The organism is Ferrimonas marina (assembly GCF_900129905.1).
Taxonomy (GTDB): Bacteria; Pseudomonadota; Gammaproteobacteria; order Enterobacterales; family Shewanellaceae; genus Ferrimonas; species Ferrimonas marina.
In genome coordinates, this window is the sequence record NZ_FQXG01000007.1 from 352,849 (window position 1) to 375,084 (window position 22,236).

Sequence of the window (22,236 nt, forward strand, 5' to 3'; positions counted from 1 at the left end):
TGTCAGCGAGTTAGCTTTCCAGCGCCTTCAATTGGTCGTCGGACAGCAGCAGATCCTCGTTGCGATTGACCTGGATCCCCTGGTCCAGGATCGCCTGGGCGATGGCCTGGGCCTCCGCCAGGGAGTGCATCTTGAAGGTGCCACACTGGAACTCGTTCAGCTCCGGGATGTCGTTCTGGGCTTTTACCCCGAGCACGTCCTGCATCGCCGCCTTCCAGGCGTCGCCGACCTGCTGCTCCGACGGTTCACCGATGAGGCTCATGTAGAAACCGGTGCGGCAGCCCATGGGGGACAGATCGATGATCTCCACACCATCGCCGTTGAGGTGGTCGCGCATAAAGCCAGCGAACAGATGCTCCAGGGTGTGGATCCCCTTCTCGCTGAGGATCCCGGCATTGGGCACGCAGAATCGCAGGTCGAATACGGTGATGGTGTCCCCTCCCGGGGTGGCCATGGTCTTGGCAACCCGAACCGCCGGGGCGGCCATCTGGGTGTGATCAACCTTGAAGCTATCGAGCAGTGGCATGGGATCTCCTTAATCTGTACCAGTTTCACTACAACCTTGGTGTGACCGCCAAACAGTAGCCCCGCCCTTGGACGGGGTCAATCATCCACTCACTCCTGATGAGCAATCTGGTTATAGGCATCCTCGCTGATGCGATGATAAGCGCCAACCCCCTGCTGAAACGCCTGGTAGTGATCCAACACCTTCTTCATGGTGGGATCCTTGGCCGCTTCCTCTGCCATCACCAGCTGGGCCGCCTTGCGCAGCTCTACCAGCACCTCGTCAGGCCAGCGGCGCAGCTCGATGCCGTGCTCGTTGACCAGGGCATCCAGGGCGGCGATGTTGCGGCTGGTGTACTCATCCAGCATGTCCTGGTTGACCGACTGGGCAGCGATCTCAACGATCGCCTGCAGATCCGCCGGCAGGCTGTTGAAGGCGGCCTGGTTAACCATGAACTCCAGCACGGTGCCCGGCTCATGCCAGCCGGGGTAGTAGTAGTACTTGGCCGCCTTATGCAGGCCAAAGGCCAGGTCATTGTAGGGGCCGACCCATTCGGTGGCGTCGATGGCGCCGGTCTGCAGTGCGGTGAACAGCTCCCGTCCCGGCAGCGTCACCGGCACCCCACCCAGCCGGGCCAGCACCTCACCGCCCAGCCCGGGAAGGCGCATCTTCAGCCCCTTGAGGTCCTCCAGCGAATTGATCTCCTTGTTGAACCAGCCCCCCATCTGCACCCCGGTGTTGCCGCCGGCCAGCGGCAGGATGCCGAAGGGGGCGTAGACCTCACGCCACAGCGACATGCCACCGCCGTAGTTGAGCCAGCCGTTCATCTGCTGGGCGTTCATGCCAAAGGGGATGGAGGTGAAGATCTGCGAGGCCGGGGTTTTGCCCTTCCAGTAGTAGGAGGCGCTGTGGCCCATCTCCGCCGTACCCTGGCTGACCGCATCAAATACCTCGAAGGCGGGCACCAGATCGCCGGCGCCGTAGACAGTGACGGTGAGACGACCGCCACTCATCTTGTTGACCCGCTCGGCAAAGCGCTCCGGCGCCATGCCCAGGCCGGGGAAGTTCTTGGGCCAGGAGGTGACCAGCTTCCACTGGAAGGTCTCGCTGCTTTGTACGCTGCTGCCGGCGCCGCTGTCCGCCGGAGGCGGCTGACAGCCCGCCAGGAAGGTGGTCAGTGCCAGCGCCGTCATCAGCTTAAGCCGGTTCAGGAATCGGTGTGCCATGGTGCTCTCCTTGTCGTTATCCGTAGATCCGCTCCGGAAGCCAGGTGGCCAGCACCGGCCAGAGCGCCAGTAGCAACATCATCAGTATCTGAATGCCAATAAAGGGGATGACCCCCCGGTACAGGGTTGCGCTGGTGAGTGAGGGTGGCGCAACGCCGCGTAGATAAAACAAAGCAAATCCAAAGGGTGGCGTCAAAAAAGAGGTTTGAAGATTGAGCCCCAGCATCACCCCCAGCCAGATAGGATCCAGCCCCAGCATCAGCAGCGTCGGGGCCACCATGGGCACCACCACGAAGGTGATCTCGATGAAATCGAGGATGAAGCCGAGCAGGAAGATCACCAGCATCACCAGCAAGGTAGCCCCCACCACCCCACCGGGCAGATCCGACAGCAGGCCGTGGATCAGCGCCTCGCCGCCAAGGCCCCGGAACACCAGGGAGAACAGCGCCGCGCCGATCAGGATCATGAACACCATGGCGGTCACCTTGACCGTCTCGGTCAGCACCCCAAGCAGCGCCTGGGCGCTCAGCTGGCGCCGTACCAGGGCCAGCGTAAGGGCACCGAAGGCCCCCACTGCCGCCGCCTCGGTGGGGGTGGCCACGCCCAGCAGGATGGAGCCCAACACCAGGAAGATCAGGCCGATGGGCGGCACCAGCGCCTTGAGTAGGGTGATCACGAAGGGCCAGTCCAGCGGCACCGCCTCGGTCTCGGCAAACAGCTGTGGCCGACGCCAGGCCAGCCACAGGGTGTAGAGCATGTAGAGTGCCACCAATACCAGGCCGGGGATCAGGGCACCGGCGAACAGGTCGCCCACCGACACGGTACGGGGGGAGAAGATCCCCATCTTCAGCTGCGCCTGCTGGAAGGCCGAGGAGAGTACATCCCCCAGCAGCACCAGGGCGATGGAGGGAGGGATGATCTGGCCCAGGGTGCCGGTGGCACAGATCGCCCCGGCAGCATAAGCAGGATCGTAGCCACGGCGCAGCATCGCCGGCAGCGACAACAATCCCATGGTGACCACGGTGGCACCAACGATGCCGGTGCTGGCCGCCAGCAGCATCCCCACCACCATCACCGACAGCGCCAGGCCTGCCCGCACCCGGCCAAACAGCTTGGCCATGGCATCCAGCAGCTGCTCCGCCAGGCGGGAGCGCTCCAACGTCACCCCCATCATGACGAACAGCGGCACCGCCATCAGTACCTGGTTATTGAGGATGCCGTAGAGTCGATTGGGCAGCGCGCCGAGAAAGGCTCCGTCCAGGTGGCCGGTGAGGGTGCCGATGGCGGCGAACCAGAGCGCAGTACCACCGAGGACAAAGGCCACCGGAAAGCCCGCCAGCAGCACCAGGCAGACACACAGAAACAGCACCAGGGCCATCATGGGCGGGACTCCCTATCGAGCAGCACCGCCAGGTTGCGTCCCAGCTCCGCCAGCGCCTGCAGTCCCAGGGTCAGCACCAGCGCCAGGATCAGGGATTTTTGCAGGTACACCAGCCCCAGGCCACCGGCCTCCACCGAGCCCTCCATCCGGGCCCAGGCATTGGCGACGTAATCCCAGCTTTGCAATGCGATGAAGCCGAGGAAGGGCAGCAGCAACAACAGGGTGCCGAGCAGGTCCACCCAGGCCTTACGCCGGGGTGACCACTCTCGGTAGAAGATGTCGACCCGGACGTGGCCCTGGTGCTTGAGGGTAAAGCCGGCGCCGAGGGTGAAAAGGGCACCGTGAAGATAGAGCACCGCTTCCTGCAGGGCGATGGATCCCAGGTCGAAGACGTAGCGGAGCACCACCACCAGGAAGGCCAGCAGCAGCATCAACAGCATCAACAGGCCACACAGCTGCCCTAGTCGTTCACTGATGCGATCGATGCGATCCACCAGCCCCCATCCCACCATCGCCAGTCCCTGACATTGATTCCATTAACAATGTAATAACAGACTAGGGCGGGATCTGGCCAGTCCGATCTGGAACCGGGAGAGGTTTTCCCTTCAGCTAACGCAGCTGGGGGTGCGGGGGGCGCCGCCTTGTTCTGCCCATTCGGACGGGGTGTAGGTGTGCAGTGCCAGGGCGTGCAAGCTGGTGGCCAACTGCTCTGCCAACAGGGCGTTTACCTGGCGGTGGCGGGCCAGCAGGCGCTGCCCCTCGAAGTGATCGCTCACTACGATGAGCTTGAAATGACTCTCCTCTGCGGGCCCCCGGTGCATGTGGCTTTCGTTGATCACCTCCAGGTGGCTCGGCGCCAGCCCTTGTGTGATCTGTTGCTCGATGATCTTCTGCATGCTCATGGTGGACCTCCTGTTCAATCTGCGCCGGTTATACCCTGTTCCCGGTCGGGATGAAAGCCCGGGATCACCCGGCGGAAGGTGAGGCTGATACGCGCCTGGCTGGCCCGGGCACTGGGATTGAGGCCATGCCAAACCCCGGGCTCCAGCCACAACAGGCTGCCGGGTGCCAGCGCCACCCCCTCGCTGGGTCCCACCTGCCAGCGCAGTCGCAGTACCCGCTCCTGACCCAGCGACAGGATCGCCAGATCCGGTTTTGGCCCCAACTCAGGCTCATCGTCGCGATGCCAACCCATCCTGTCCCGGCCATCGCGATAGTGGTTTACCAGTGCCGCGTTAAAGCCCCACTGCCCCAAGGCATTGAGCCGGGTCAGGATCGGCTCCAGGGCGGCGGGGAACGGCTGCGGTGCCAGCAGTAGGCCAGAGTAGCGGTAGTGGCAGCCCGGCCGGGCCAGGTAGCATTGGCGCCGGGGGATGGGGTGGGCCTGGCCAAACAGCTTCACCTGCGGCTGCTGCCAGGGCAGCGCTTGCAACTGGTCCCATAGCCGGGCCTGGGCCTGTGGCGCTAACCAGGATGGCCAGTAGCGGGCCAGCCGCCGTCCGCTATGATCCAGGATGTCCCTTGCCGGGGACACGGGGGCAGCGAAGTCGCTGTGACGCTGTTTTTCCATCGATAACTCTGCGAAAATCGCCCTTTTTTGTTTGCCCGACTATGACCGAGTTTAGCGTTGACGGCGCCCCACTCCAGATGGAGCGCTACCCTCCTGTCGCCGACGATCCCCTGCAGGCCTGGGATGCGGCGGATGAACTGCTGCTGCAGGCCCACCAGCTGCCAGAGGGGCCGCTGTGGCTGTTCAACGACCACTTTGGCGCCCTGGCCTGCGGCCTGCGTCAGCGCCAGCCGAGCCAGATCCTGCACTGGTACAGCGACTCCTACGTAGCCCACCAGGGGTTGGAACAAAACCTGGCACTCAATGAGCTGGCCCCAGTCAGCCAGGCTCACCAAAGCCTTGAAACGCTGGCCAGCGTAGCTGCGCCTGTGGGGGTGCTGATCAAGCTGCCACGCAGCCTGCGTCTGCTGACCTGGCAACTGGACTGGCTCAACCGCCAACTGCCGCAGGGCACCCCGGTGGTGATTGCCGCCCGCCAGCGTGACATGCCCAGCACCCTGCCGGATCTGACCCGCCAGCTGCTGGACCAGGTCCACCCCTCCCGAGCGGTCAAGAAGGCCCGGCTGGTCTACGGCCAGCTGTCCGGCCGACAAAGTGGCCTGGACCCGGTGCTGAGCTGGCACTGCGAGCCACTCAACCAGACCCTGCACAACTACCCCAATACCTACGGCAGCCAGAAGCTGGACCTGGGGGCGCGGTTGCTGCTGCAGCACCTGCCCCAAAACGATGGTTTGGTGGTGGACCTGGGCTGCGGTAACGGGGTGCTGTCGGTGGCGATGCTGCAGGCCAACCCAGACTGCCAGGTGTTGGCGGTGGACGAATCCCAGGACGCCCTGCGCGCCTGCCAGGACAACACCCAGGCCTGGTCCGATCGGGTTGAGCTGCTGTGGAACGACTGCCTCAGCGGAGTCGAGGGTGGCAGCGCCGATCTGGTGCTGTGCAATCCCCCCTTTCATCAGCAGCAGGCGGTAACCGACCACATCGCCTGGCAGATGTTCCGGGATGCCCGCCGGGTGCTGCGCAGCGGCGGTCGACTGCGCATCGTCGGCAACCGCCACCTGGGCTACCACATCAAGCTGACACGCCTGTTTGGCGGCTGCAAGACCTTGGCTTCCAACGCCAAATTTGTGGTTCTCGAAGCCCAGAAGCGCTGATCCCGGGCCCAGTTCTGGTATGCTGCTGGCCAAGATCTGACAAACAGGTAAGCCAATGAAACGAATCTTGCTGCCGCTGGTGCTGGCCCTGGCCGGCTGTGCCAGTCAACCCCAGTCCCTGGTGCTGAGCCCGCTGGAGCCGGTGATCACCACCCAGGCAAACCCGAGCCAGAGCGTCGCCATCTCCTCGGTGGATCTGCGCACTGAGACCTTCCTGGCGCGGATCCAGCGGGAGGGCGAGGCGGCGACCCTGCTCAATGCCAACACCAATCCCCGTCAGCTGGTCGAGCAAGGCCTGAGCCAGGGGCTGCAGCAGATGGGTTACCGGGTCGGGCCGGATGGCCAGGTGCAGATCGCCATCGAGCTGGAACGGCTGCTGGTGGACGTGGAACAGACCCGGCTCAAACACGATGCCAGCAGCCAGCTGGTGGCCCGGGTCACCGTCACCGAGGGGCAGCGGGCCCTGGTCAAACGCTACCAGACCCGCGGCACCTTCAACGGTGCCCTGCGCGCTGAGCCGGCCCGGTTGGAGCGCGAGCTCAACGACCGCCTGGCGCAGCTGCTAGACGCCATCATCAATGACCCGGAACTGCACCAGTTCATCCAGTAAGGAGCGCCTTATGACACGGACGTTTTATCTCGCTCTGGCCCTCTGCCTGGCCAGCCTTGGAGTCCACGCCAACGACGACATCCAGTCGGACAACCTGTTTCCTGTGGTACAGCTGGAGACCAGCATGGGCACCTTGCTGGTGGAGCTGGATCGCAGCCGGGCCCGGGTGACCGTCGATAACTTCCTGCGCTACGTGGTCTCTGGCCACTATGACAACACGGTGTTTCACCGGGTGGTGCCGGGGTTTGTGGTGCAGGGCGGCGGCTTTGGCCACGACTACACCCCGCTGGAGGAGGGCGAGCCGATCGTCAACGAGTCCGGCAATGGCCTGAAGAATCGCCAGGGCACCATCGCCATGGCCCGGGCCAACGCGCCCCACACCGCTACCAACCAGTTCTACTTCAACCTGGATGACAACGACGGGCTGGATCCGGGCCGGCGCTGGGGCTACGCGGTGTTTGGCGAGATCACTGAAGGGCAGGAGGTGTTGGAGCAGATGGGCCAGGTCCCCACCGACTACCTGGATGCCGTTGGCGCCGACACCGTGCCGGTGGAGCCGCTGCGGCTGCTCAAGGCCACCCTGCTGCCGGAGTAAGTGATGACCCTCAACCGCCTAGTGCCGTTGCTGGCCGTGCTACTGGCCGGCTGCGCCACCACCGATTTGAACCCCGACGCCGGGCCGGTTCAGGTGGTGTTTGACCAGCGTGGCCAGCCGCTCAACTGCGAGCCGCTGGACACCTGGGTGGGCACCGAGGGCCACTGGTACAGCTACTGGTTCATCACCAACTTCGATCTCACCACCGGGGCGCTGAACCAGCTGCGCAACCGGGCGGCGGCGCTGGGAGGCAACCGGGTGGAGATCTCCTCCAAGATGGATTTCCAGACCTCGGTGACCCTGATCGGCCACATCTACCGCTGCCCCACCCCCTGAGCCCGGGCCGCTGACTCTTGTCCCCGCCCGGTGCCTTCTCTATGCTGGCCAAAGATCCTCTTCATAAAGGCCGCACCGTGATCCAGAACCTGAGCCAACGCCTTGGCGCCCTGAAAGTTTATGCCCAAAAGCGGGTGCTGACCCTGCTGGCGCTGGGGTTCTCCTCCGGCCTGCCCCTGGCGCTGGTGTTTGGCACCCTCTCCTTCTGGTTACGAGAAGCAGGGATCGAGCGGGCCACCATCGGCTTCATCAGCTGGGTGGCGCTGGCCTACAGCTTCAAGTTTCTCTGGGCCCCGCTGGTAGACCGGCTGCCGATCCCCGGCCTCACCGCCCGCATGGGCCGACGACGCAGCTGGCTGCTGCTGTCCCAGCTGGTGCTGGCGGCGGGCCTGGCCACCATGGCGCAGATGGATCCGCAGCTGCAGCTCAGCACCCTGGTGGGCCTGGCCCTGGTGGTGGCCTTTGCCTCCGCCACCCAGGACATCGCGGTGGACGCCTTTCGCATCGAGGCGGCCCCGGAGAAGATGCAGGCGGCCCTGGCCGCGGCCTACCAGATGGGTTACCGACTGGCGATGATCTTCTCCGGGGCCGGTGCCCTGGCCATCGCCGCCTGGGCCGATCCGGACCCCAACGCCTACCGGGTGGAAGCCTGGCAGGCGGCCTACTGGGCCATGGCCGCCAGCATGGGGGTGGGGATCCTGGCCACCCTGCTGACCGGCGAGCCGCAGGTGGACCGCTCTACCGCCGAGCAGGCCCAGCAGCAGACCCTGGCCCGCTTTGCTCACTGGCCGGGGCCGATTGCCCGCCTATTGGCCTGGGGCTACAGCGCCCTGATCGCGCCCTTTGTTGATTTCTTCCAGCGCTACGGCAAGCAGGCGCTGGTGATCCTGGCGCTGATCGCCTGCTACCGCATCTCCGACATCGTGATGGGGGTGATGGCCAACGTCTTCTATGTGGACATGGGCTTCTCCAAGGCGGAGGTGGCGGCCATCTCCAAGGTGTACGGGGTGATCATGACCCTGCTGGGAGCCGCTGCCGGCGGCGCCCTGGTGTTCCGCTTCGGCACCCTCAAGATCCTGTTTATCGGCGCCATCCTGGTGGCCGGCACCAACCTGCTCTATGCCCTGCAGGCCCAGGTGGGCTACCACGTCGGTCTGCTGACCCTGGTGATCGCCGCCGACAACTTTGCCGCCGGGATCGCCACCTCGGCCTTTATCGCCTACCTCTCCAGCCTCACCAACCTGGCCTACTCGGCCACCCAGTACGCCCTGCTCTCCTCGATGATGCTGCTGTTTCCCAAGTACGTGGCAGGCTTCTCCGGGGTGATGGTGGACGCCTGGGGCTACAGCACCTTCTTCATCGCCGCCAGCGCCATGGGCCTGCCGGTGCTGCTGCTGATCGCCCTGGTGGCCAGGCAGGGGCCACTGCAGCCGAGCGAGATAAAGACCGCTGAGCCTCGCTCCGCCAGTTAGGCCCGCCCCTGCAACTTCCAATCGAAGGTGAATTCTTTTATCTTTTAGGGAGTTGAGTAACAGGGAATGGGCCATGTTGAACGCCCAGAGCAGACAAAAACCCACCGCGCTGGCCGCCGCCAGTGCCGGCGAATGGACCATGGCACGGCTGCGGGTACTGCTGCTGATGCTGATCAGCATCGTCCCCACCTACAAGCTGGCCAGCGGTGAGGATTTCACCCAGGCCCTGGGGCTGAGCTACGCCGCCCTGCTGGTGGCGGTGGCCTGGCTGGCCTACCTCCGGCGGCGGGAGTATGTCCCCGCCCTGGCCTATGTCAGCGTCACCCTGGACATCGGCTTTATCACCCTGGGGCTGTGGCTGGACTTCGTCAGCCGCGAGACCCCGCTGGCATTGGTCAACAACAAGGGCACCTTTGATCTCTACTTCCTGGCGGTGATCTGCACCGCGCTGCGCTATGACCGTCGTCTCAGCCTCTATGGCGGCCTGCTGGCCTTTGCCTCCTACAGTGCGCTGCTGCTGTTTGCCCTGGATCTCTACAACCCCAACGCCATTGATCCGCGCTGGCTGGCCCGATACGGCGAGCTCTACCTGCCGGACCAGATCAGCCGGCTGATCTTCCTGCTGATGGCGATGCTGCTGGCCTGGGTACTGGTGCTGCGCGCCGACAAGCTGGAGCGGGAGGCGCTGCATGATCCCCTCACCGGCGTGCTCAACCGGCAGAGCCTGCATCAACACCTGGACCTGGCGATCCGGCGCTATCGACGCAAGCCACGCCCCTTTGTGCTGGTGATGCTCGATCTGGACCACTTCAAGCGGGTCAACGACCGCTTTGGCCACACCACCGGCGACGCCATCCTTACCGCCTTTGCCCAGCGGCTGCAGCACAGCGTGCGGGCTGGCGACATCGTTGCCCGCTACGGCGGGGAAGAGTTCTGCCTGGTGTTGGAGGAGGCCCACCCGGACAGCGTCGCCACCCTGCTTAACGACCTGCGACGCCGGCTCGGCCGTGCCCCGCTCTACCATGCCGGCACCACCCCCATCCACCTGACCTTCAGTGCCGGGGTGGCCGCCTGGGATCCGGGCCTGGGCGAGGCCGCTAATCTGATCGACTTGGCCGATCAGCGGCTGCTGCAGGCCAAGCGGGCCGGTCGGGATCGGATCGAACTCACCGTCACCGCCGCCGTCGCCTGAACGTAAACGGGCCACCCGAAGGTGGCCCGTTGTGGCTAATTGCCTGGTTCAGTCGCGGAAGTTGTCAAACTGCACCGGTTGCTGCAGCTCTTCGCCGCGCAGCAGCGCCATCACCGCCTGCAGGTCGTCCCGCTTCTTGCCGGTGACCCGCACCTTGTCGCCCTGGATGGAGGCCTGCACCTTCATCTTGGCGTCCTTGATCATCTTCACCAGCTTCTTGGCAAAGTCCTGCTCGATGCCCTGCTTAAACACCGCCTGGCGGGTGACGGTCTTGCCGGACAGGATCGGCTGACCCTTTAGCTCCATCGCCTTGGCATCGACATTACGCTTGGCCAGGGTGCCACGCAGCATGGTTTCCATCTGCTGGACCTGGAACTCGGCCTCGGCCTTGATGGCCACCACCAGGTCCTTGTTGTTGAGCTCAAAGCTGGCCTCGATGCCACGAAAATCGAACCGGGTCTCCAGCTCTCGGTTGGCATTATCGACGGCGTTCTTGATCTCAACCGCGTCCACTTCAGAAACAATATCAAACGATGGCATGCTGCTCTCCAAACTCAGTTTTCTCGCTGCGGCAAGTGTACCTGATCGGGGGAGAAAAAGGATGACAGAGATCCTAGGGTTCCTTAAGATGCCTTCATGCTCGATTTCATACTGCAACCCACCCCCATCCAGCGTCGCCTGGGTCGTAGCCTGCTGGTGCTGGCGCTGATGGTGATCTCCTACCTGGTGTTCTCGCAGCCGAGCTACAGCGCCCCCATGCCCCACTTTGACAAGGTCGGCCACTTCGTTGCCTTCTTTGGCCTGGCCGCCTTGCTGCAATGGGCCACCAACGCCCGGCTGGGCTGGCAGCTCACCCTGCTGTTCGGCTACGCCCTGATGATCGAGCTAGTCCAGGCCCAACTGCCCTATCGCGTCGCCGATCCGGCGGATCTGGTGGCGGACATGGCTGGTGCCTTGAGCTTCTACCTCTGCCTGATGGGGTTGCGACTATGGTCGCGCCGATCGGTCTCCTAGGCGGCGGTGCCATCGGCCAGCTTCTGGCCTGGCAGTTGCAGCAGCAGCGGGTGCCGCTGCGCCTGCTCAGCCGTCCCAACAGCCCCTCGGGCTGGCAAGCCCACCAACTGACCCAGCGTCATGGCCGTACCGATCACTACACCCTGCTGCACGATGCCAGCCCGGGCCCGCTGCAGGCCTTGCTGGTGACGGTCAAGGCCCAGCAGGTTGAGGCCGCACTGGCCCCGGTGCTGGCCTGGTTACCCCAGAAGACCCCCATCGTGCTGCTGCACAACGGCATGGGGCCACAGCACGCCCTGTTGCAACAATACCCGGAGCGCACTTGGTGGTGGGGCACCCTCAGTGATGGCGCGTTGCGGCAAGCACCGCACCAGGTACGCTGCACCGGGGTGGGCCTGCGCCAGGCCGGTCCGGCCCAGAACCAGCCCTTGAGCCAGGCGCCCAAGGCACTGCGTCGACTGGGCTTTGCCCTGACCGAGCAGATCGAGCCGGTGCTGTGGCGCAAGCTGACGGTGAACGCGCTGGTTAATCCGGTGGCGGCACGGGATGAGGTGATCAATGGTGCCCTGTTGGCGCCGGGCTACCGGCAGGAGCTGCTGGCGCTGTGCCAGGAGCTGGTGCCACTGGGGCGCCAGTTTGGGGTCGAGGAGAGTGCCGAGCAGTGCCTGGCGCGGGCGTTGCGGGTGGTCAAGGCGACGGCGGGCAACCGCTGCTCCACCCTGCAGGACCGGGACGCGGGCCGCAGCAATGAGCTGGCCAACATCACCGGCTTCGTGCTGAGCCTGGCAGCCCAGCAGGGGGTTAACCTGCCCCAGCACCAACGGCTGTGGCAGCAGTGGCAGACCCTGGCCGCATCGCGCCAGCCAGGGTCATTGCAGCCGGCTTAAGCCTTGCTTCGCCGCTCACTGGCCTCAGCCAATCTGGCCAGCAAGGTGGCGCTGTCCTCCCAGCCGATACAGGCATCCGTGATGCTCTGGCCGTAGTTGAGCGCCTTACCCTCCTCCAGGTCCTGACGCCCCTCGTTCAGGTGGCTCTCCACCATCACCCCCATGATCGCCTCGTTGCCACCGGCGACCTGTCCGGCCACATCCTCTGCCACCAGCATCTGGCGCTGGAACTGCTTGCTGCTGTTGGCGTGGCTGAAGTCGATCATCACGTTGGGACGCAGGCCCGCCGCCTCCATCTGGCCAAGTAGAGGCGCGACGTGCTCAGCGCTGTAGTTGGGCCCCTTGTCGCCGCCGCGCAGGATGATGTGGCAATCGCCGTTACCGGCGGTCTCGACGATGGCGGAGTGACCAAACTTGGTGACCGAGAGGAAGTGGTGAGAGGCGCTGGCGCTGCGGATCGCGTCCAGGGCGATCTTGATGTTGCCGTCGGTGCCGTTCTTGAACCCCACCGGGCAGGACAGACCGGAGGCCAGCTCACGGTGCACCTGGGACTCGGTGGTACGGGCGCCGATCGCCCCCCAGCACATCAGGTCCGCCAGGTACTGCGGGGTGATCATATCGAGGAACTCACCGGCGGTGGGCATCCCCATGTGATTGAGATCCAGCAGCAGCTTGCGGGCGGCGCGCAGGCCGTCGTTGATGCGGAAGCTGTTGTCCAGACCGGGGTCGTTGATCATCCCCTTCCAGCCCACGGTGGTGCGCGGCTTCTCGAAGTAGACCCGCATCACGATCTCCAGGCTGTCCTGGTACTGCTCACGCAGGGCCAGCAGGCGGCGGCCATACTCCAGTGCCGCTTCCGGGTCATGGATGGAGCAGGGGCCGATCACCACCAACAGACGGGGGTCGTCGCCGCGCAGGATCCGGGCAATGGCCTGGCGCGACTGAAATACCGTATTGGCGGCGGCGTCCGTGGCGGGAAAGCGCTCGAGGATGGCCACCGGCGGCAGCAGCTCCTTGATCTCGTTAATGCGGACATCATCATTACGGTATGGCATCGGACTTCCTTGCTCAGTGTTTTCGTTGGCGTTTGGCCACCCTAACACACTTTGCCGAGGATTTAGCCATCCAAACGGCCATGACTTGGCCGAGGTGCGGCGTCCGAAACCCAGCCACAAAAAAGCGCGCTGTCCTAGTTAGGTAATGAAATCACCTAACTCATTTAATTCATCAAAAGTGTGTGACCCGCCAGCTCTTGGCCGACTTGGAGTCGCCCGAACGAAGTGGCCAAAGACCAGGCTGAAGGCCAGGATGGCCTGAGTGGCTTGCGGAGACAGGGATGTCGACTCAAGTCAGAGCCGAAGGCTTTGGCTACGAAAGAGAGGGTTAGCGACGATTGGAGGCAAGCGGGGGTTCCAAGGGGGCGGGACGCCCCTTTGGTTGCTGCCGGCAACCCGGCAAAGCTATTAATAACAGATGGTTAGGGTAACCATCTGATTTACTGTAACAACAGTTAATTCGGAGAAAACACAAAAAGCGCGCCATCGGCGCGCTTTTTGTGTAATTCAATCGAGACTCAGGGACGGTAGACCTTGATGTTGCCGTGGCCCTGCTCCTGCAGGTAGAGCGCCTGCAGCTTGCTCATCACCCCGCGGTCGCAGTACAGCAGGTAGGTCTTGTCCTGGGGCAGGTTGGCGAACTGGCTGGCCAGCTTGAAGAAGGGCAGCACCACCACCTCGTTGTCGTCCAGCGCCAACGGGCTGGCCTCCTCCTCCTCCGGGGCACGGATGTCCAGCACCACCTCGCCGCTGCCCGGGGTGGCCACGGTTTCCATCTCCACGGTGCGGGTTTCGGTTACCTTTGCCAACTCTCGAATGTCCATGTATTGGGTCTGCTCCACTACCTTGGCCACCAAGTCCTCGGAGAACTTGGCCTCCTCTTCCTCAATCTTAGCCAACACCGCCTTGACCGTGGGCTTTTGCGAGATCACCCCGCAATACTCCGGCATCACCTCGGCGAAGGGAGCGGTGCCGATGGCACGGGCCACGTCAACGATCTCCTGCTTGTCCCAGGTGATCAGCGGACGCAGCACCACCTTGTCGGTGGCGCGGTCGATCACATTGAGGTTGGTCAGGGTCTGAGAGGAGACCTGGCCCATCGCCTCACCGGTCACCAGCGCCGGGATGGCGAAGCGCTCCGCCAGCTCTCCGGCCACCTTCATCATCATCCGCTTGAGGATCACCCCCATCTGGCCCTTGTCGACCTTCTCCAGGATCTCCTCCACCACCGGCTCAAAGGGTACCGACAGGAAGCGGACCTTGTGGGAGTTGCCGTAACGGCTCCACAGGTAGTAGGCCACCTCTTTGACCCCCTTCTCGTGCTCGGCACCGCCGAGGTTGAAGAAGCAGTAGTGGGTGCGGGCACCGCGCTTGATGGTCTGGAAGCTGGAGACGCCGGAGTCGAAGCCGCCGGAGATCAGCGACAGCACATCCTCCTGGGTGGCGATGGGGAATCCGCCCAGGCCCGGGTGTCGGTGGGACACCAGGTAGGCGATGTCATCTTCGATCTGGATCTGGACGGTCACATCCGGCTTCTTCAGCTGAACGCCCTTGGCCTCGGAGTTCTGATTGAGGCCGCCACCGACGTAGCGCTCCACGTCGAGGGAGCTGAATTCGTGCTTACCGGAGCGCTTCACCCGCACGCAGAAGGTCTTGCCCGCCAATTGCTCGGCAAAGATGGCGTGGGTGGCCTGGTAGATATCGTCAATGCTGTCAAAGCGGTGCTGGGTCACCTCGAGGAAGTGGGCGATCCCGGGGATGCAGGACAGGCGCTCCACCATGGTGTCACGCAGGGCCGGATCCACGTCGCGGCAGTTCACCACGATGTGGTCCCAGTTGAACTTGACCCTGGCGTTCTCGTCCACCTTGCGCAGCACATTGCGGATGTTGGACACCAAGAGCTTTGAGAAGCGAACCCGCACCGGCTTGGACTTGATCATCACTTCCGGGTGCAGCTTGACGATAAATTTCATGTTGTGCCTGTCACTGCCTTTGATAAGGCGCGGGAGTATACCCCAGGCCGTAGCACCGATCGAACCCTAGATGCCACGGGTGTGAATCCCGAGGATAGATCCCTGTCGGGGTTGCCGCAATCTGCCGACAGGGTGGCAAGCAGTGGCGCTGTCAGGCCGGCGTTACCGGGCCAGCACCTCGATCGGGTCGGACTCCTTGGCCTTGCCCTGCTCGATGGCGATCTCCACCCGCCGATTGCGGGTGCGGCCCTCGCGGCTGTCGTTGCTCCACAGCGGCTGGGTGTCGGCCACGCCGGACACCACCATGCGGTTGGGGTCAAACTGGTCGACCTTGACCAGCTCATGGGCCACCGCCACCGCCCGTTGACTGGAGATGTCCCAGTTGGAGCGGTACAGCTCATTGCTGATGGGGGTGTTGTCGGTGTGGCCGGTGACGGTGATGATGCCGGGCACGTCTTTAAGCAGATCACCCACGGCCTGGATCACCGGTCGGAAGCGCGGCTGCAGGAAGGCGGAACCGGCGGGGAAGGCGCCCTGTTCGCGGATACGGATGATCAGCTGCTGGCCCAGCGCCTCCACCTCGATGGCACCGTCGCGGATATGATCCTCCAGCTCCAGCGCCACCTTCTTGGCCAGTTCGTCCACCTGGGCCGCCTGGGCCTGGCTGTTCTGGCTGTCGTTGCGCTGCTGCATCGCCGCCTGGTTGGCGTTGCCACCGCGGGCCTCGCCGGACTGATGCTGCTCGCCACCGGCCTCGTTCTCACGGCCGGGCTGGAAGTGCAGTACCTCCTGGGTGTATTCGGCGGTCTGCTGCTGGATCACCTCCAGCGGCGTGGGCTCCGGTCGGCCGGGGCGGAAGTGGCTGGCGATCACCGAGGTGCCGCGGGGCACGTCCTGCACCTCGATCTTGTTCTGCACCCCGAAGGCGTACTTCATCGAGCCGGCGATCTGCTTAAACTTGAGCACGTCCATCTCGGAGAAGGCCAACAGCAGCACGAAGAAACACATCAGTAGCGTAGCCAGATCGGCAAAGGTGGCCATCCAGCCTGGGGCTCCTTGGCGGGGCTTACGCTTGGGCACCAGATCGTCCATGTTCACTCCCCGGTGGTGTTGATCACCCGCTTCTTCTCACGCAGGTAGTTCTTCAGGAAGCTCTCGATCACCCGTGGGTTCTGGCCATCCTGGATCGCCAGCACCGCGTCCATGATCAGGCGGCGATTGAGCATCTCCTCCTGCATACGCAGCTCCAGCTTGTCGGCGATGGGCAGGGCGATCATGTTGGCGATGATGGCGCCGTACAGGGTGGTGAGCAGGGCGATGGCCATGGCGGGGCCGATCGCCTTGGGATCGTCCATGTTGTTGAGCATCGCCACCAGGCCGATCAGGGTACCGATCATCCCCATCGCCGGGGCCACGTCGCCGAACTTGCGGAACACATCCACCCCCAGGTTATGGCGCTCCATGGTGAGGCTGATGTCCTTGCTCAGGGTGTTGCGCACGGTCTCGGCATCGTGGCCGTCCACCAGCAGGCCCACCGCCTTTTTCATAAAGGGGTTGTTGATCTCCGCCTCCTCCAGGGCCAGGAAGCCCCCTTTGCGGGCGGAGTCGGCCATGGTGACCGATTGTTCGATCAGGAACTCGGGGCGATCCAGCTTAAAGGCAAAGGCCTTGGCGGCGATCTTGACCGAACCAACGAACTGGCTCAGGTTGAACTTCATCATCACCACGAACAGCGAGCCGAGCACCACGATCAGCAAACCGGCCACGTTGAAGAAGATGGTGATGTCGCCGCCTTGCACCATCGCCATGGTGACAAAGGCGAAGGCGCCAATAAGGCCAATCAGGGTTGCCAGATCCACAGATGCTCCTACGTGCTGGGCGTAACGCGGTCACGGGGACCGGTCGGGATGAAAAATGCTATGACTACTCTGCTTATCGTCCACAGCGCGTCTAGCTTAAGGAAAAATTCCCTAGGTGCGAAGTGGTTCATTGAATCTATGGGTGCAAAACAGTACCTTTGGCACCTCAATTAAAGAGGGATGATCACGTGGCGAAAAAACCGGAAAACCTCAGCTTCGAACAGTCTCTGCAGGAGCTGGAGCAGATCGTGGCCCAACTGGAACAGGGGGAGATCCCGCTGGAACAGGCCCTGAAACAGTTCGAACGAGGCATTACCCTGGTGCGAGCCAGCCAGCACAAGCTGGACCAGGCCGAGCAGCAGGTTTCGATGCTGACCCAGCAAGCCGGCCACGACGACACCCTGACCCCCTTCGCCAACGAGGAGTAACCATGGTCTCCACGGCATTGCCGCACTACCAGGCGCGGGTCAACCGCACCCTGGAGCAGGCCTTCGATGCCCTGCCGGTCACCGATCCCCGGCTACTGGATGCGATGCGCTACGGCACCCTGCTGGGCGGCAAGCGTGCCCGGCCCTTCCTGGTCTACGCCACCGGCACCCTGCTGGGGGCGGACGAAACCACCCTGGATCCCATCGCTGCGGCGGTGGAGTGCATCCACGCCTACTCGCTGATCCACGACGACCTGCCGGCGATGGACGACGATCACCTGCGCCGGGGTCAGCCCACGGTGCACATCGCATACGATGAGGCGACCGCCATCCTGGCGGGAGACGCCCTGCAGGGGCTGGCCTATGAGCTGCTGGCCAACTGCCCCTTGCCGGACGCGGTTGAAGCCAACCGCATCGGCATGATCCGGGCACTGAGCCACGCCTCTGGCTACCAGGGGATGTGCGGCGGTCAGGCGATCGATCTGGCCAGCACCGGTCAGCGTATCGATCTGGAGCAACTGACTCGGCTGCACCGGCTGAAAACCGGTGCCCTGATCCGCGCCAGTGTTGAGCTGGGCACCCTGGCGGTGCCGGATCTGCCAGCGGCGCACCGTCAGGCCCTGCTGGGCTTCGCCGAAAAGATCGGCCTGGCGTTCCAGGTGCACGACGACATTCTCGACGTCACCGCCGACACGGAACAGCTGGGCAAACCCCAGGGTTCCGACCAGGCGGCGGACAAGAGCACCTTCCCGGCGCTGCTGGGATTGGACCATGCTCGTGACGTGGCCCAGGGTCTGTACCAGGACGCCCTGACAGAGCTGGCCGGATTGCCGTACAATACCGAGCCATTAGAGCGCTTTGCTCGATACATCATCGAGCGGGGCCAATAGTAGAATGAATAGCGAAAGAGTACGATGAGCCAGGCCTTGTCCGATTACCCCCTGCTGTCCCAGGCCCAGTTGCCGAAACAGCTGCGACAGCTTTCCCAGGATCAACTGCCTGAGCTGGCAGACGAGGTGCGTCAGTTCCTGCTGCACTCGGTCAGCCGCTCCTCCGGTCACCTCGCCTCTGGGCTGGGGACCGTCGAACTGACCCTGGCGCTGCACTACGTCTACGACACCCCGTTTGACCGTCTGGTCTGGGACGTGGGCCACCAGGCCTACCCCCACAAGATCCTGACCGGCCGCGCCGAGCAGATGCACACCATCCGTCAGAAGGACGGCCTGCACCCCTTCCCTTGGCGGGAAGAGAGCGAATACGACACCTTCAGTGTCGGCCACTCCAGCACCTCCATCAGCGCAGCACTGGGAATGGCGATCGCTGCCGACAAGGAGGCCCAGGGCCGCCGTGTCGTCGCGGTGATCGGTGACGGTGCCCTGACCGGGGGGATGGCGTTCGAGGCGTTGAACCACGCCGGGGATATCCACAAGGATATGCTGGTGATCATCAACGACAACGAGATGTCCATCTCCGAGAACGTTGGTGCCCTTAACAACCACATGGCGCGGATCCTGTCCGGCAGCCTCTACACCTCCATCCGTGAAAGCGGCAAGAAGGTGCTGGGGGCGATGCCGCCGATCAAGGAGCTGGCTCGCCGTGCCGAGGAGCACCTCAAGGGCATGGTGGTGCCTGGCACCCTGTTCGAGGAGCTGGGCTTCAACTACATCGGCCCTATCGACGGCCACGATGTGGACGGTCTGGTGGACACCCTGCGCAACATGCGCGAGCTGAAGGGGCCGCAGATCCTCCATGTGATGACCAAGAAGGGTAAGGGCTACCAGCCGGCGGAGGAAGACCCCATCGGCTACCACGGCGTGCCCAAGTTCAACCCGGACGAGTGGAAGCTGCCCAAGTCCGCGCCCGGCAAGCCCACCTTCTCCAAGGTGTTTGGCGACTGGCTGTGCGATATGGCGGAACAGGATCCCAAGCTGGTGGCGATCACCCCGGCGATGCGGGAAGGCTCCGGCATGGTGGCCTTCTCCCAACGCTTCCCGGAGCAGTACTACGATGCCGCCATCGCCGAGCAGCATGCGGTAACCCTGGGGGCCGGTTTTGCCTGCGAAGGGCTCAATCCGGTGGTGGCGATCTACTCCACCTTCCTTCAGCGGGCCTTTGACCAGGTGATCCACGACGTGGCGATCATGAACCTGCCGGTGCTGTTTGCCATCGACCGTGGCGGTCTGGTGGGCGCCGATGGTCAGACCCACCAAGGCGCCTTCGATCTCTCCTACCTGCGCTGCATCCCCAACCTGACGGTGATGGCACCGGCGGACGAGGACGAGTGTCGGCAGATGCTCTACACCGGCCACCGGATGGACAGCCCGGCGGCGGTGCGTTATCCCCGCGGCCAGGGCATGGGCACCCAGATCCAGGATGCGATGACCGAACTGCCCATCGGCAAGGCGGAGATCCGTCGCCGGGGCAAGGGGATCGCCATCCTCAGCTTCGGCACCCTGCTGCCCTACGCGTTGGAAGCAGCGGAGCAGCTGGACGCCACCGTGGTCAACATGCGTTTTGTGAAGCCGCTGGATGAGGCGATGGTCAAGGCGATGGCCGAGAGTCACGACCAGCTGATCACCCTGGAAGAGAACGCCCTGCAAAGTGGTGCCGGCAGCGCGGTGCTGGAGTCCCTGGCCGCCCAGGGGATCGCCAAGCCGGTGTTGCAACTGGGCCTGCCGGATCGCTTTATCGAGCAGGGCAGCCAGGAGGAGATGCACGCGGTACTGGAGCTGGACGCCGCCGGTATCCTCAAGCGGGCCAAGGCCGCCTTCGGGTTGTAAGTGCAGACGCTGGGTACTAGGTGCTAGGGCGGGCTTCGCCCTGCTAGGAAAAGCCTAACAGCCGAAAGCAAAACGCCGCTGCGGGAAACCGCGGCGGCGTTTTGTGTTTGTCCGGCAGTACCTGCCTCTTAGCTCTTAGCTCCTAGCTCCTAGCGCCCAGCTCCTAGCCCCTAGCGCCTAGTGCCGGCGCTTAACCAAAGAACAGGCGCCAAAGCCAGCTGCGGTCCAGATCCTTCTGGCACTGGCGGTACTGGGCGGCGTAGCGCTTGGAGCGGTCGTCCACCCGACGGGAGACCTGGATCAACCAGGGCTTGGCGTTGTAGCTCTTGTTGCGGTAGCCGCCCCACCCCTCGTGGTAGTTGAGGTACTGGCCATAGGCATCCCATTTGGAGACGCCGTTGACCTGGTGACTCTTGTAGATAAACCAGCCCATAAAGTCGTGGGCATCGGCAAAGTTACTGCGCCGGGCCCAGCTGCGGTTGTTCTCCCGCACGTAGTCATCCCAGGTCATGGTCTTGGCCTGGGCGTAGCCGTAGGCCGTGGAGGCACGGCCGTAGGGGATAAAGCCAAGGAAGTAGCGCATCGGCGGCCGGGCGTTATGACGAAAGGAGCTCTCCTGGTACATCATCGCCATCGGCACGTGCACCGGCACCCCCCACTTCTGCTCGGTGTTCTTCGCCGCCTTATACCAGCTGCGGTTCTCCTTGAAGATGTTGCACAGGTTCTCCGGGTCCTTCGGTGGCGGTGTTGCGCAGCCGGTCAGCAGCAGAGCCAGCCCAACCAAACCCAGTTTGTTCATTTTCATTATTTTGATTTTCGACGTCTTTTCGATTTATTGAAAAAATTTTGCCCTGCTTGGGAACTTAATGGAAGGGTGTGCAGTCTGAAAAGATGAACCGATTCAAACGTTCATCATTATCCTCCTTTCATCGGGCACCTTCAGGCAGGGGTTCCCGATTTTTTTTGCGACCGCGTCAGCACTCCCAACAATTTTGTGGCTTACCTCCTCCGTCATTTTGGCCTGACAGGGCGGTGTCGACGTTTCCTTTCCCGTCGCTTTACAGGCGACCAAAGCGCTGATTAAATGTCGCGCTTCGAATCACATTCCCCCTGACTCACCATGACTCTTGAGCTCTACCTGGTGTACCTGGCCACCGTTATTGTGTTGCTGGCCAGCCCGGGTCCGATGACCCTGATGACCCTTTCCACCAGTGTTCGCTTCGGCCACGGCCGGGCGCTGGCCACCATCCTCGGCTCCAACGTCGCCGGCCTGGTGCTGATGTTGCTGTCAGCTACCGGCATCGGTGCCCTGATCACCAGCCAGCCGGTGCTGTATGAACTGCTGCGCTACGGCGGCGCGGGTTACCTGATCTGGCTGGGTATCCAGGCCTGGCGCAGCCGGCCCAGCGGCGCCTGTCAGCGCAGCTTCGCCGCCCAGGAGGGCAACCCGCTGCGGCTGTTTCGCAAGGCCCTGCTGATGGGCCTGGCCAACCCCAAGGGGCTGTTGTTCTTTGCCGCCCTGTTTCCCCAGTTCCTGCGGCCGGAGTCGGCGCTGCTGCCGCAGCTGCTGACCCTGTGTCTGACCTTTACCCTGGTGGATTTCCTGGTGCTCAACCTGGTGGCACTGGGAGGTTGTCGGCTGGCTAACCTGCTGGCGGAAGGGCGGGCACAGACCGGCTTTAACCGGGCCTGCGGTGCGGTGTTTATGGGCTTAGGTGGGTCGATGGTGGCGCTGGGTTAAACCGGCGCCAATCGCGGCTGGGCAGTGTCCGCTGCCTAGGTGTTTTTGCGCTTGGGAAAGCGGCACTCCTGGGGCTCCAGCTGCCACACCTCCGGCTGCCAGTAGCGCTGGGGGTCATCCGCCTGCTCCGGCACCAGCCGGGCCGCCAGGGTGTAGCGCTGCATCGGTGCCAGGGTCAGCACCATCTCCTGGGAGCGACGCTGCTTTAGCGGCACCGCCAGGCGCGGGTCATCAATGAACTCCATCAGCTCCAGTCGATACTGGCCCGGTGCCAGCCGGTAGAGTGGCTTGCTCACTACCGGTCGACCATCGATGGCGGTCAGCACCAGGTTGTAGGCACCGGTGTCCGGATCCAGCCCGGCGAAGGTAACCAGTTCGGCACAGGGTTTGCCCTGGGGGGCCAGCACCGAGCAGCCCACCAGGCCCAAACTGAGCAGACCCAGACCCCAGCGGCGCAA

At 63.6% G+C, this 22,236-nt stretch carries 25 protein-coding genes; 12 read left to right on the forward strand and 13 right to left on the reverse strand.

Annotated features, from left to right (window positions below; translation table 11 throughout):
* Positions 1–10: 10 nt before the first annotated feature.
* The 6 genes from luxS to BUC04_RS18040 all read right to left on the reverse strand — a co-directional run bounded on the left by luxS (position 11) and on the right by BUC04_RS18040 (position 4,682).
* Positions 11–526 carry an S-ribosylhomocysteine lyase gene (luxS, locus tag BUC04_RS18015; RefSeq protein WP_067660461.1) on the reverse strand — a complete coding sequence of 172 codons (516 nt, stop codon included), beginning with the start codon at positions 524–526 and terminating at the stop codon, positions 11–13.
* Positions 527–615: 89 nt separating this feature from the next.
* A complete protein-coding gene (locus BUC04_RS18020; protein ID WP_067660458.1) occupies positions 616–1,731 on the reverse strand; it encodes a TRAP transporter substrate-binding protein in 1,116 nt (371 codons plus the stop codon).
* A 16-nt stretch (positions 1,732–1,747) separates the two neighbouring features.
* Complete coding sequence (locus BUC04_RS18025; RefSeq protein WP_067660455.1) at positions 1,748–3,112, reverse strand: TRAP transporter large permease; 1,365 nt, start codon at positions 3,110–3,112, stop codon at positions 1,748–1,750.
* Complete coding sequence (locus BUC04_RS18030) at positions 3,109–3,624, reverse strand: TRAP transporter small permease subunit (protein ID WP_067660452.1); 516 nt, start codon at positions 3,622–3,624, stop codon at positions 3,109–3,111. The genes BUC04_RS18025 and BUC04_RS18030 overlap by 4 nt, the downstream gene beginning before the upstream one ends.
* Positions 3,625–3,717: 93 nt before the next feature.
* Entirely contained in the window at positions 3,718–4,014 is a 297-nt protein-coding gene (locus tag BUC04_RS18035; protein ID WP_067660449.1) for a BolA family protein, read from the reverse strand.
* Between the two features lie 14 nt (positions 4,015–4,028).
* The gene (locus tag BUC04_RS18040) at positions 4,029–4,682 is read right to left on the reverse strand and encodes an alpha-ketoglutarate-dependent dioxygenase AlkB family protein (RefSeq protein ID WP_067660446.1); all 654 of its coding nucleotides are present in this window, start codon (positions 4,680–4,682) and stop codon (positions 4,029–4,031) included.
* Between the two features lie 41 nt (positions 4,683–4,723).
* Between BUC04_RS18040 and BUC04_RS18045 the strand changes: the two genes are divergently transcribed.
* From BUC04_RS18045 to BUC04_RS18070, 6 genes are all read left to right on the forward strand, one after another.
* A complete protein-coding gene (locus tag BUC04_RS18045) occupies positions 4,724–5,836 on the forward strand; it encodes a methyltransferase (RefSeq protein WP_067660443.1) in 1,113 nt (370 codons plus the stop codon).
* Positions 5,837–5,891: 55 nt separating this feature from the next.
* Positions 5,892–6,446, forward strand: coding sequence for a YajG family lipoprotein (locus BUC04_RS18050; RefSeq protein WP_082766679.1), 555 nt, complete (start codon positions 5,892–5,894; stop codon positions 6,444–6,446).
* A gap of 10 nt (positions 6,447–6,456) precedes the next feature.
* Positions 6,457–7,041: a peptidylprolyl isomerase gene (locus BUC04_RS18055; protein ID WP_067660437.1), complete on the forward strand. Its 585-nt coding sequence runs from the start codon at positions 6,457–6,459 to the stop codon at positions 7,039–7,041.
* A 3-nt stretch (positions 7,042–7,044) separates the two neighbouring features.
* Positions 7,045–7,377, forward strand: coding sequence for a DUF4156 domain-containing protein (locus tag BUC04_RS18060; protein ID WP_067660434.1), 333 nt, complete (start codon positions 7,045–7,047; stop codon positions 7,375–7,377).
* Between the two features lie 41 nt (positions 7,378–7,418).
* Positions 7,419–8,849 (forward strand): AmpG family muropeptide MFS transporter, encoded by a 1,431-nt coding sequence (locus tag BUC04_RS18065; RefSeq protein ID WP_067660431.1) that lies wholly within the window; start codon positions 7,419–7,421, stop codon positions 8,847–8,849.
* 73 nt (positions 8,850–8,922) lie between these two features.
* Positions 8,923–10,041, forward strand: coding sequence for a GGDEF domain-containing protein (locus tag BUC04_RS18070; RefSeq protein WP_067660428.1), 1,119 nt, complete (start codon positions 8,923–8,925; stop codon positions 10,039–10,041).
* 48 nt (positions 10,042–10,089) lie between these two features.
* On the opposite strand, the gene BUC04_RS18075 is transcribed toward BUC04_RS18070, so the two are convergent.
* Complete coding sequence (locus BUC04_RS18075; RefSeq protein WP_067660425.1) at positions 10,090–10,581, reverse strand: YajQ family cyclic di-GMP-binding protein; 492 nt, start codon at positions 10,579–10,581, stop codon at positions 10,090–10,092.
* A gap of 96 nt (positions 10,582–10,677) precedes the next feature.
* On the opposite strand from BUC04_RS18075, the gene BUC04_RS24020 reads away from it, so the two are divergent.
* Both BUC04_RS24020 and BUC04_RS18085 read left to right on the forward strand, forming a co-directional pair.
* Complete coding sequence (locus BUC04_RS24020; protein WP_067660422.1) at positions 10,678–11,055, forward strand: VanZ family protein; 378 nt, start codon at positions 10,678–10,680, stop codon at positions 11,053–11,055.
* On the forward strand, positions 11,031–11,942 hold the full coding sequence (locus BUC04_RS18085; protein WP_067660419.1) for a ketopantoate reductase family protein: 912 nt from the start codon (positions 11,031–11,033) through the stop codon (positions 11,940–11,942). Before BUC04_RS24020 ends, BUC04_RS18085 begins: the two co-directional genes overlap by 25 nt.
* Here the strand turns inward: BUC04_RS18085 and aroG are convergent.
* The 4 genes from aroG to pomA all read right to left on the reverse strand — a co-directional run bounded on the left by aroG (position 11,939) and on the right by pomA (position 16,829).
* Positions 11,939–12,997, reverse strand: coding sequence for a 3-deoxy-7-phosphoheptulonate synthase AroG (gene aroG, locus BUC04_RS18090; RefSeq protein WP_067660416.1), 1,059 nt, complete (start codon positions 12,995–12,997; stop codon positions 11,939–11,941). The genes BUC04_RS18085 and aroG overlap by 4 nt on opposite strands.
* A 518-nt stretch (positions 12,998–13,515) precedes the next feature.
* Positions 13,516–14,970, reverse strand: a complete 1,455-nt coding sequence (gene thiI / locus BUC04_RS18095; protein ID WP_067660413.1) for a tRNA uracil 4-sulfurtransferase ThiI — start codon at positions 14,968–14,970, stop codon at positions 13,516–13,518.
* A 162-nt stretch (positions 14,971–15,132) separates the two neighbouring features.
* Entirely contained in the window at positions 15,133–16,062 is a 930-nt protein-coding gene (locus BUC04_RS18100; protein ID WP_067660410.1) for a flagellar motor protein MotB, read from the reverse strand.
* 2 nt (positions 16,063–16,064) lie between these two features.
* Complete coding sequence (gene pomA, locus BUC04_RS18105) at positions 16,065–16,829, reverse strand: flagellar motor protein PomA (protein WP_067660407.1); 765 nt, start codon at positions 16,827–16,829, stop codon at positions 16,065–16,067.
* A 188-nt stretch (positions 16,830–17,017) separates the two neighbouring features.
* Between pomA and xseB the strand changes: the two genes are divergently transcribed.
* From xseB to dxs, 3 genes are read left to right on the forward strand one after another with little or no spacing between them, the layout of a single operon-like run.
* Positions 17,018–17,257, forward strand: a complete 240-nt coding sequence (gene xseB, locus BUC04_RS18110) for an exodeoxyribonuclease VII small subunit (RefSeq protein WP_067660404.1) — start codon at positions 17,018–17,020, stop codon at positions 17,255–17,257.
* Between the two features lie 2 nt (positions 17,258–17,259).
* Entirely contained in the window at positions 17,260–18,147 is an 888-nt protein-coding gene (ispA, locus tag BUC04_RS18115; protein WP_067660401.1) for a (2E,6E)-farnesyl diphosphate synthase, read from the forward strand.
* A gap of 24 nt (positions 18,148–18,171) precedes the next feature.
* On the forward strand, positions 18,172–20,037 hold the full coding sequence (dxs, locus tag BUC04_RS18120) for a 1-deoxy-D-xylulose-5-phosphate synthase (RefSeq protein ID WP_067660398.1): 1,866 nt from the start codon (positions 18,172–18,174) through the stop codon (positions 20,035–20,037).
* A gap of 190 nt (positions 20,038–20,227) precedes the next feature.
* On the opposite strand, the gene BUC04_RS18125 is transcribed toward dxs, so the two are convergent.
* Positions 20,228–20,836, reverse strand: coding sequence for a transglycosylase SLT domain-containing protein (locus BUC04_RS18125; RefSeq protein ID WP_174522312.1), 609 nt, complete (start codon positions 20,834–20,836; stop codon positions 20,228–20,230).
* A 321-nt stretch (positions 20,837–21,157) separates the two neighbouring features.
* Between BUC04_RS18125 and BUC04_RS18130 the strand changes: the two genes are divergently transcribed.
* Positions 21,158–21,778 carry a LysE family translocator gene (locus BUC04_RS18130; RefSeq protein WP_067660392.1) on the forward strand — a complete coding sequence of 207 codons (621 nt, stop codon included), beginning with the start codon at positions 21,158–21,160 and terminating at the stop codon, positions 21,776–21,778.
* Between the two features lie 35 nt (positions 21,779–21,813).
* On the opposite strand, the gene BUC04_RS18135 is transcribed toward BUC04_RS18130, so the two are convergent.
* A complete protein-coding gene (locus tag BUC04_RS18135) occupies positions 21,814–22,236 on the reverse strand; it encodes a hypothetical protein (protein WP_067660389.1) in 423 nt (140 codons plus the stop codon).

Bases quoted from the DNA above. Each gene is read 5' to 3' on its own strand.
- luxS (WP_067660461.1), bottom strand. From the start codon at position 526: ATGCCACTGCTCGATAGCTTCAAGGTTGATCACACCCAGATGGCCGCC.
- BUC04_RS18020 (WP_067660458.1), bottom strand. From the start codon at position 1,731: ATGGCACACCGATTCCTGAACCGGCTTAAGCTGATGACGGCGCTGGCA.
- BUC04_RS18025 (WP_067660455.1), bottom strand. From the start codon at position 3,112: ATGATGGCCCTGGTGCTGTTTCTGTGTGTCTGCCTGGTGCTGCTGGCG.
- BUC04_RS18030 (WP_067660452.1), bottom strand. From the start codon at position 3,624: ATGGTGGGATGGGGGCTGGTGGATCGCATCGATCGCATCAGTGAACGA.
- BUC04_RS18035 (WP_067660449.1), bottom strand. From the start codon at position 4,014: ATGAGCATGCAGAAGATCATCGAGCAACAGATCACACAAGGGCTGGCG.
- BUC04_RS18040 (WP_067660446.1), bottom strand. From the start codon at position 4,682: ATGGAAAAACAGCGTCACAGCGACTTCGCTGCCCCCGTGTCCCCGGCA.
- BUC04_RS18045 (WP_067660443.1), top strand. From the start codon at position 4,724: ATGACCGAGTTTAGCGTTGACGGCGCCCCACTCCAGATGGAGCGCTAC.
- BUC04_RS18050 (WP_082766679.1), top strand. From the start codon at position 5,892: ATGAAACGAATCTTGCTGCCGCTGGTGCTGGCCCTGGCCGGCTGTGCC.
- BUC04_RS18055 (WP_067660437.1), top strand. From the start codon at position 6,457: ATGACACGGACGTTTTATCTCGCTCTGGCCCTCTGCCTGGCCAGCCTT.
- BUC04_RS18060 (WP_067660434.1), top strand. From the start codon at position 7,045: ATGACCCTCAACCGCCTAGTGCCGTTGCTGGCCGTGCTACTGGCCGGC.
- BUC04_RS18065 (WP_067660431.1), top strand. From the start codon at position 7,419: ATGCTGGCCAAAGATCCTCTTCATAAAGGCCGCACCGTGATCCAGAAC.
- BUC04_RS18070 (WP_067660428.1), top strand. From the start codon at position 8,923: ATGTTGAACGCCCAGAGCAGACAAAAACCCACCGCGCTGGCCGCCGCC.
- BUC04_RS18075 (WP_067660425.1), bottom strand. From the start codon at position 10,581: ATGCCATCGTTTGATATTGTTTCTGAAGTGGACGCGGTTGAGATCAAG.
- BUC04_RS24020 (WP_067660422.1), top strand. From the start codon at position 10,678: ATGCTCGATTTCATACTGCAACCCACCCCCATCCAGCGTCGCCTGGGT.
- BUC04_RS18085 (WP_067660419.1), top strand. From the start codon at position 11,031: ATGGTCGCGCCGATCGGTCTCCTAGGCGGCGGTGCCATCGGCCAGCTT.
- aroG (WP_067660416.1), bottom strand. From the start codon at position 12,997: ATGCCATACCGTAATGATGATGTCCGCATTAACGAGATCAAGGAGCTG.
- thiI (WP_067660413.1), bottom strand. From the start codon at position 14,970: ATGAAATTTATCGTCAAGCTGCACCCGGAAGTGATGATCAAGTCCAAG.
- BUC04_RS18100 (WP_067660410.1), bottom strand. From the start codon at position 16,062: ATGGACGATCTGGTGCCCAAGCGTAAGCCCCGCCAAGGAGCCCCAGGC.
- ispA (WP_067660401.1), top strand. From the start codon at position 17,260: ATGGTCTCCACGGCATTGCCGCACTACCAGGCGCGGGTCAACCGCACC.
- dxs (WP_067660398.1), top strand. From the start codon at position 18,172: ATGAGCCAGGCCTTGTCCGATTACCCCCTGCTGTCCCAGGCCCAGTTG.
- BUC04_RS18125 (WP_174522312.1), bottom strand. From the start codon at position 20,836: ATGAACAAACTGGGTTTGGTTGGGCTGGCTCTGCTGCTGACCGGCTGC.
- BUC04_RS18130 (WP_067660392.1), top strand. From the start codon at position 21,158: ATGACTCTTGAGCTCTACCTGGTGTACCTGGCCACCGTTATTGTGTTG.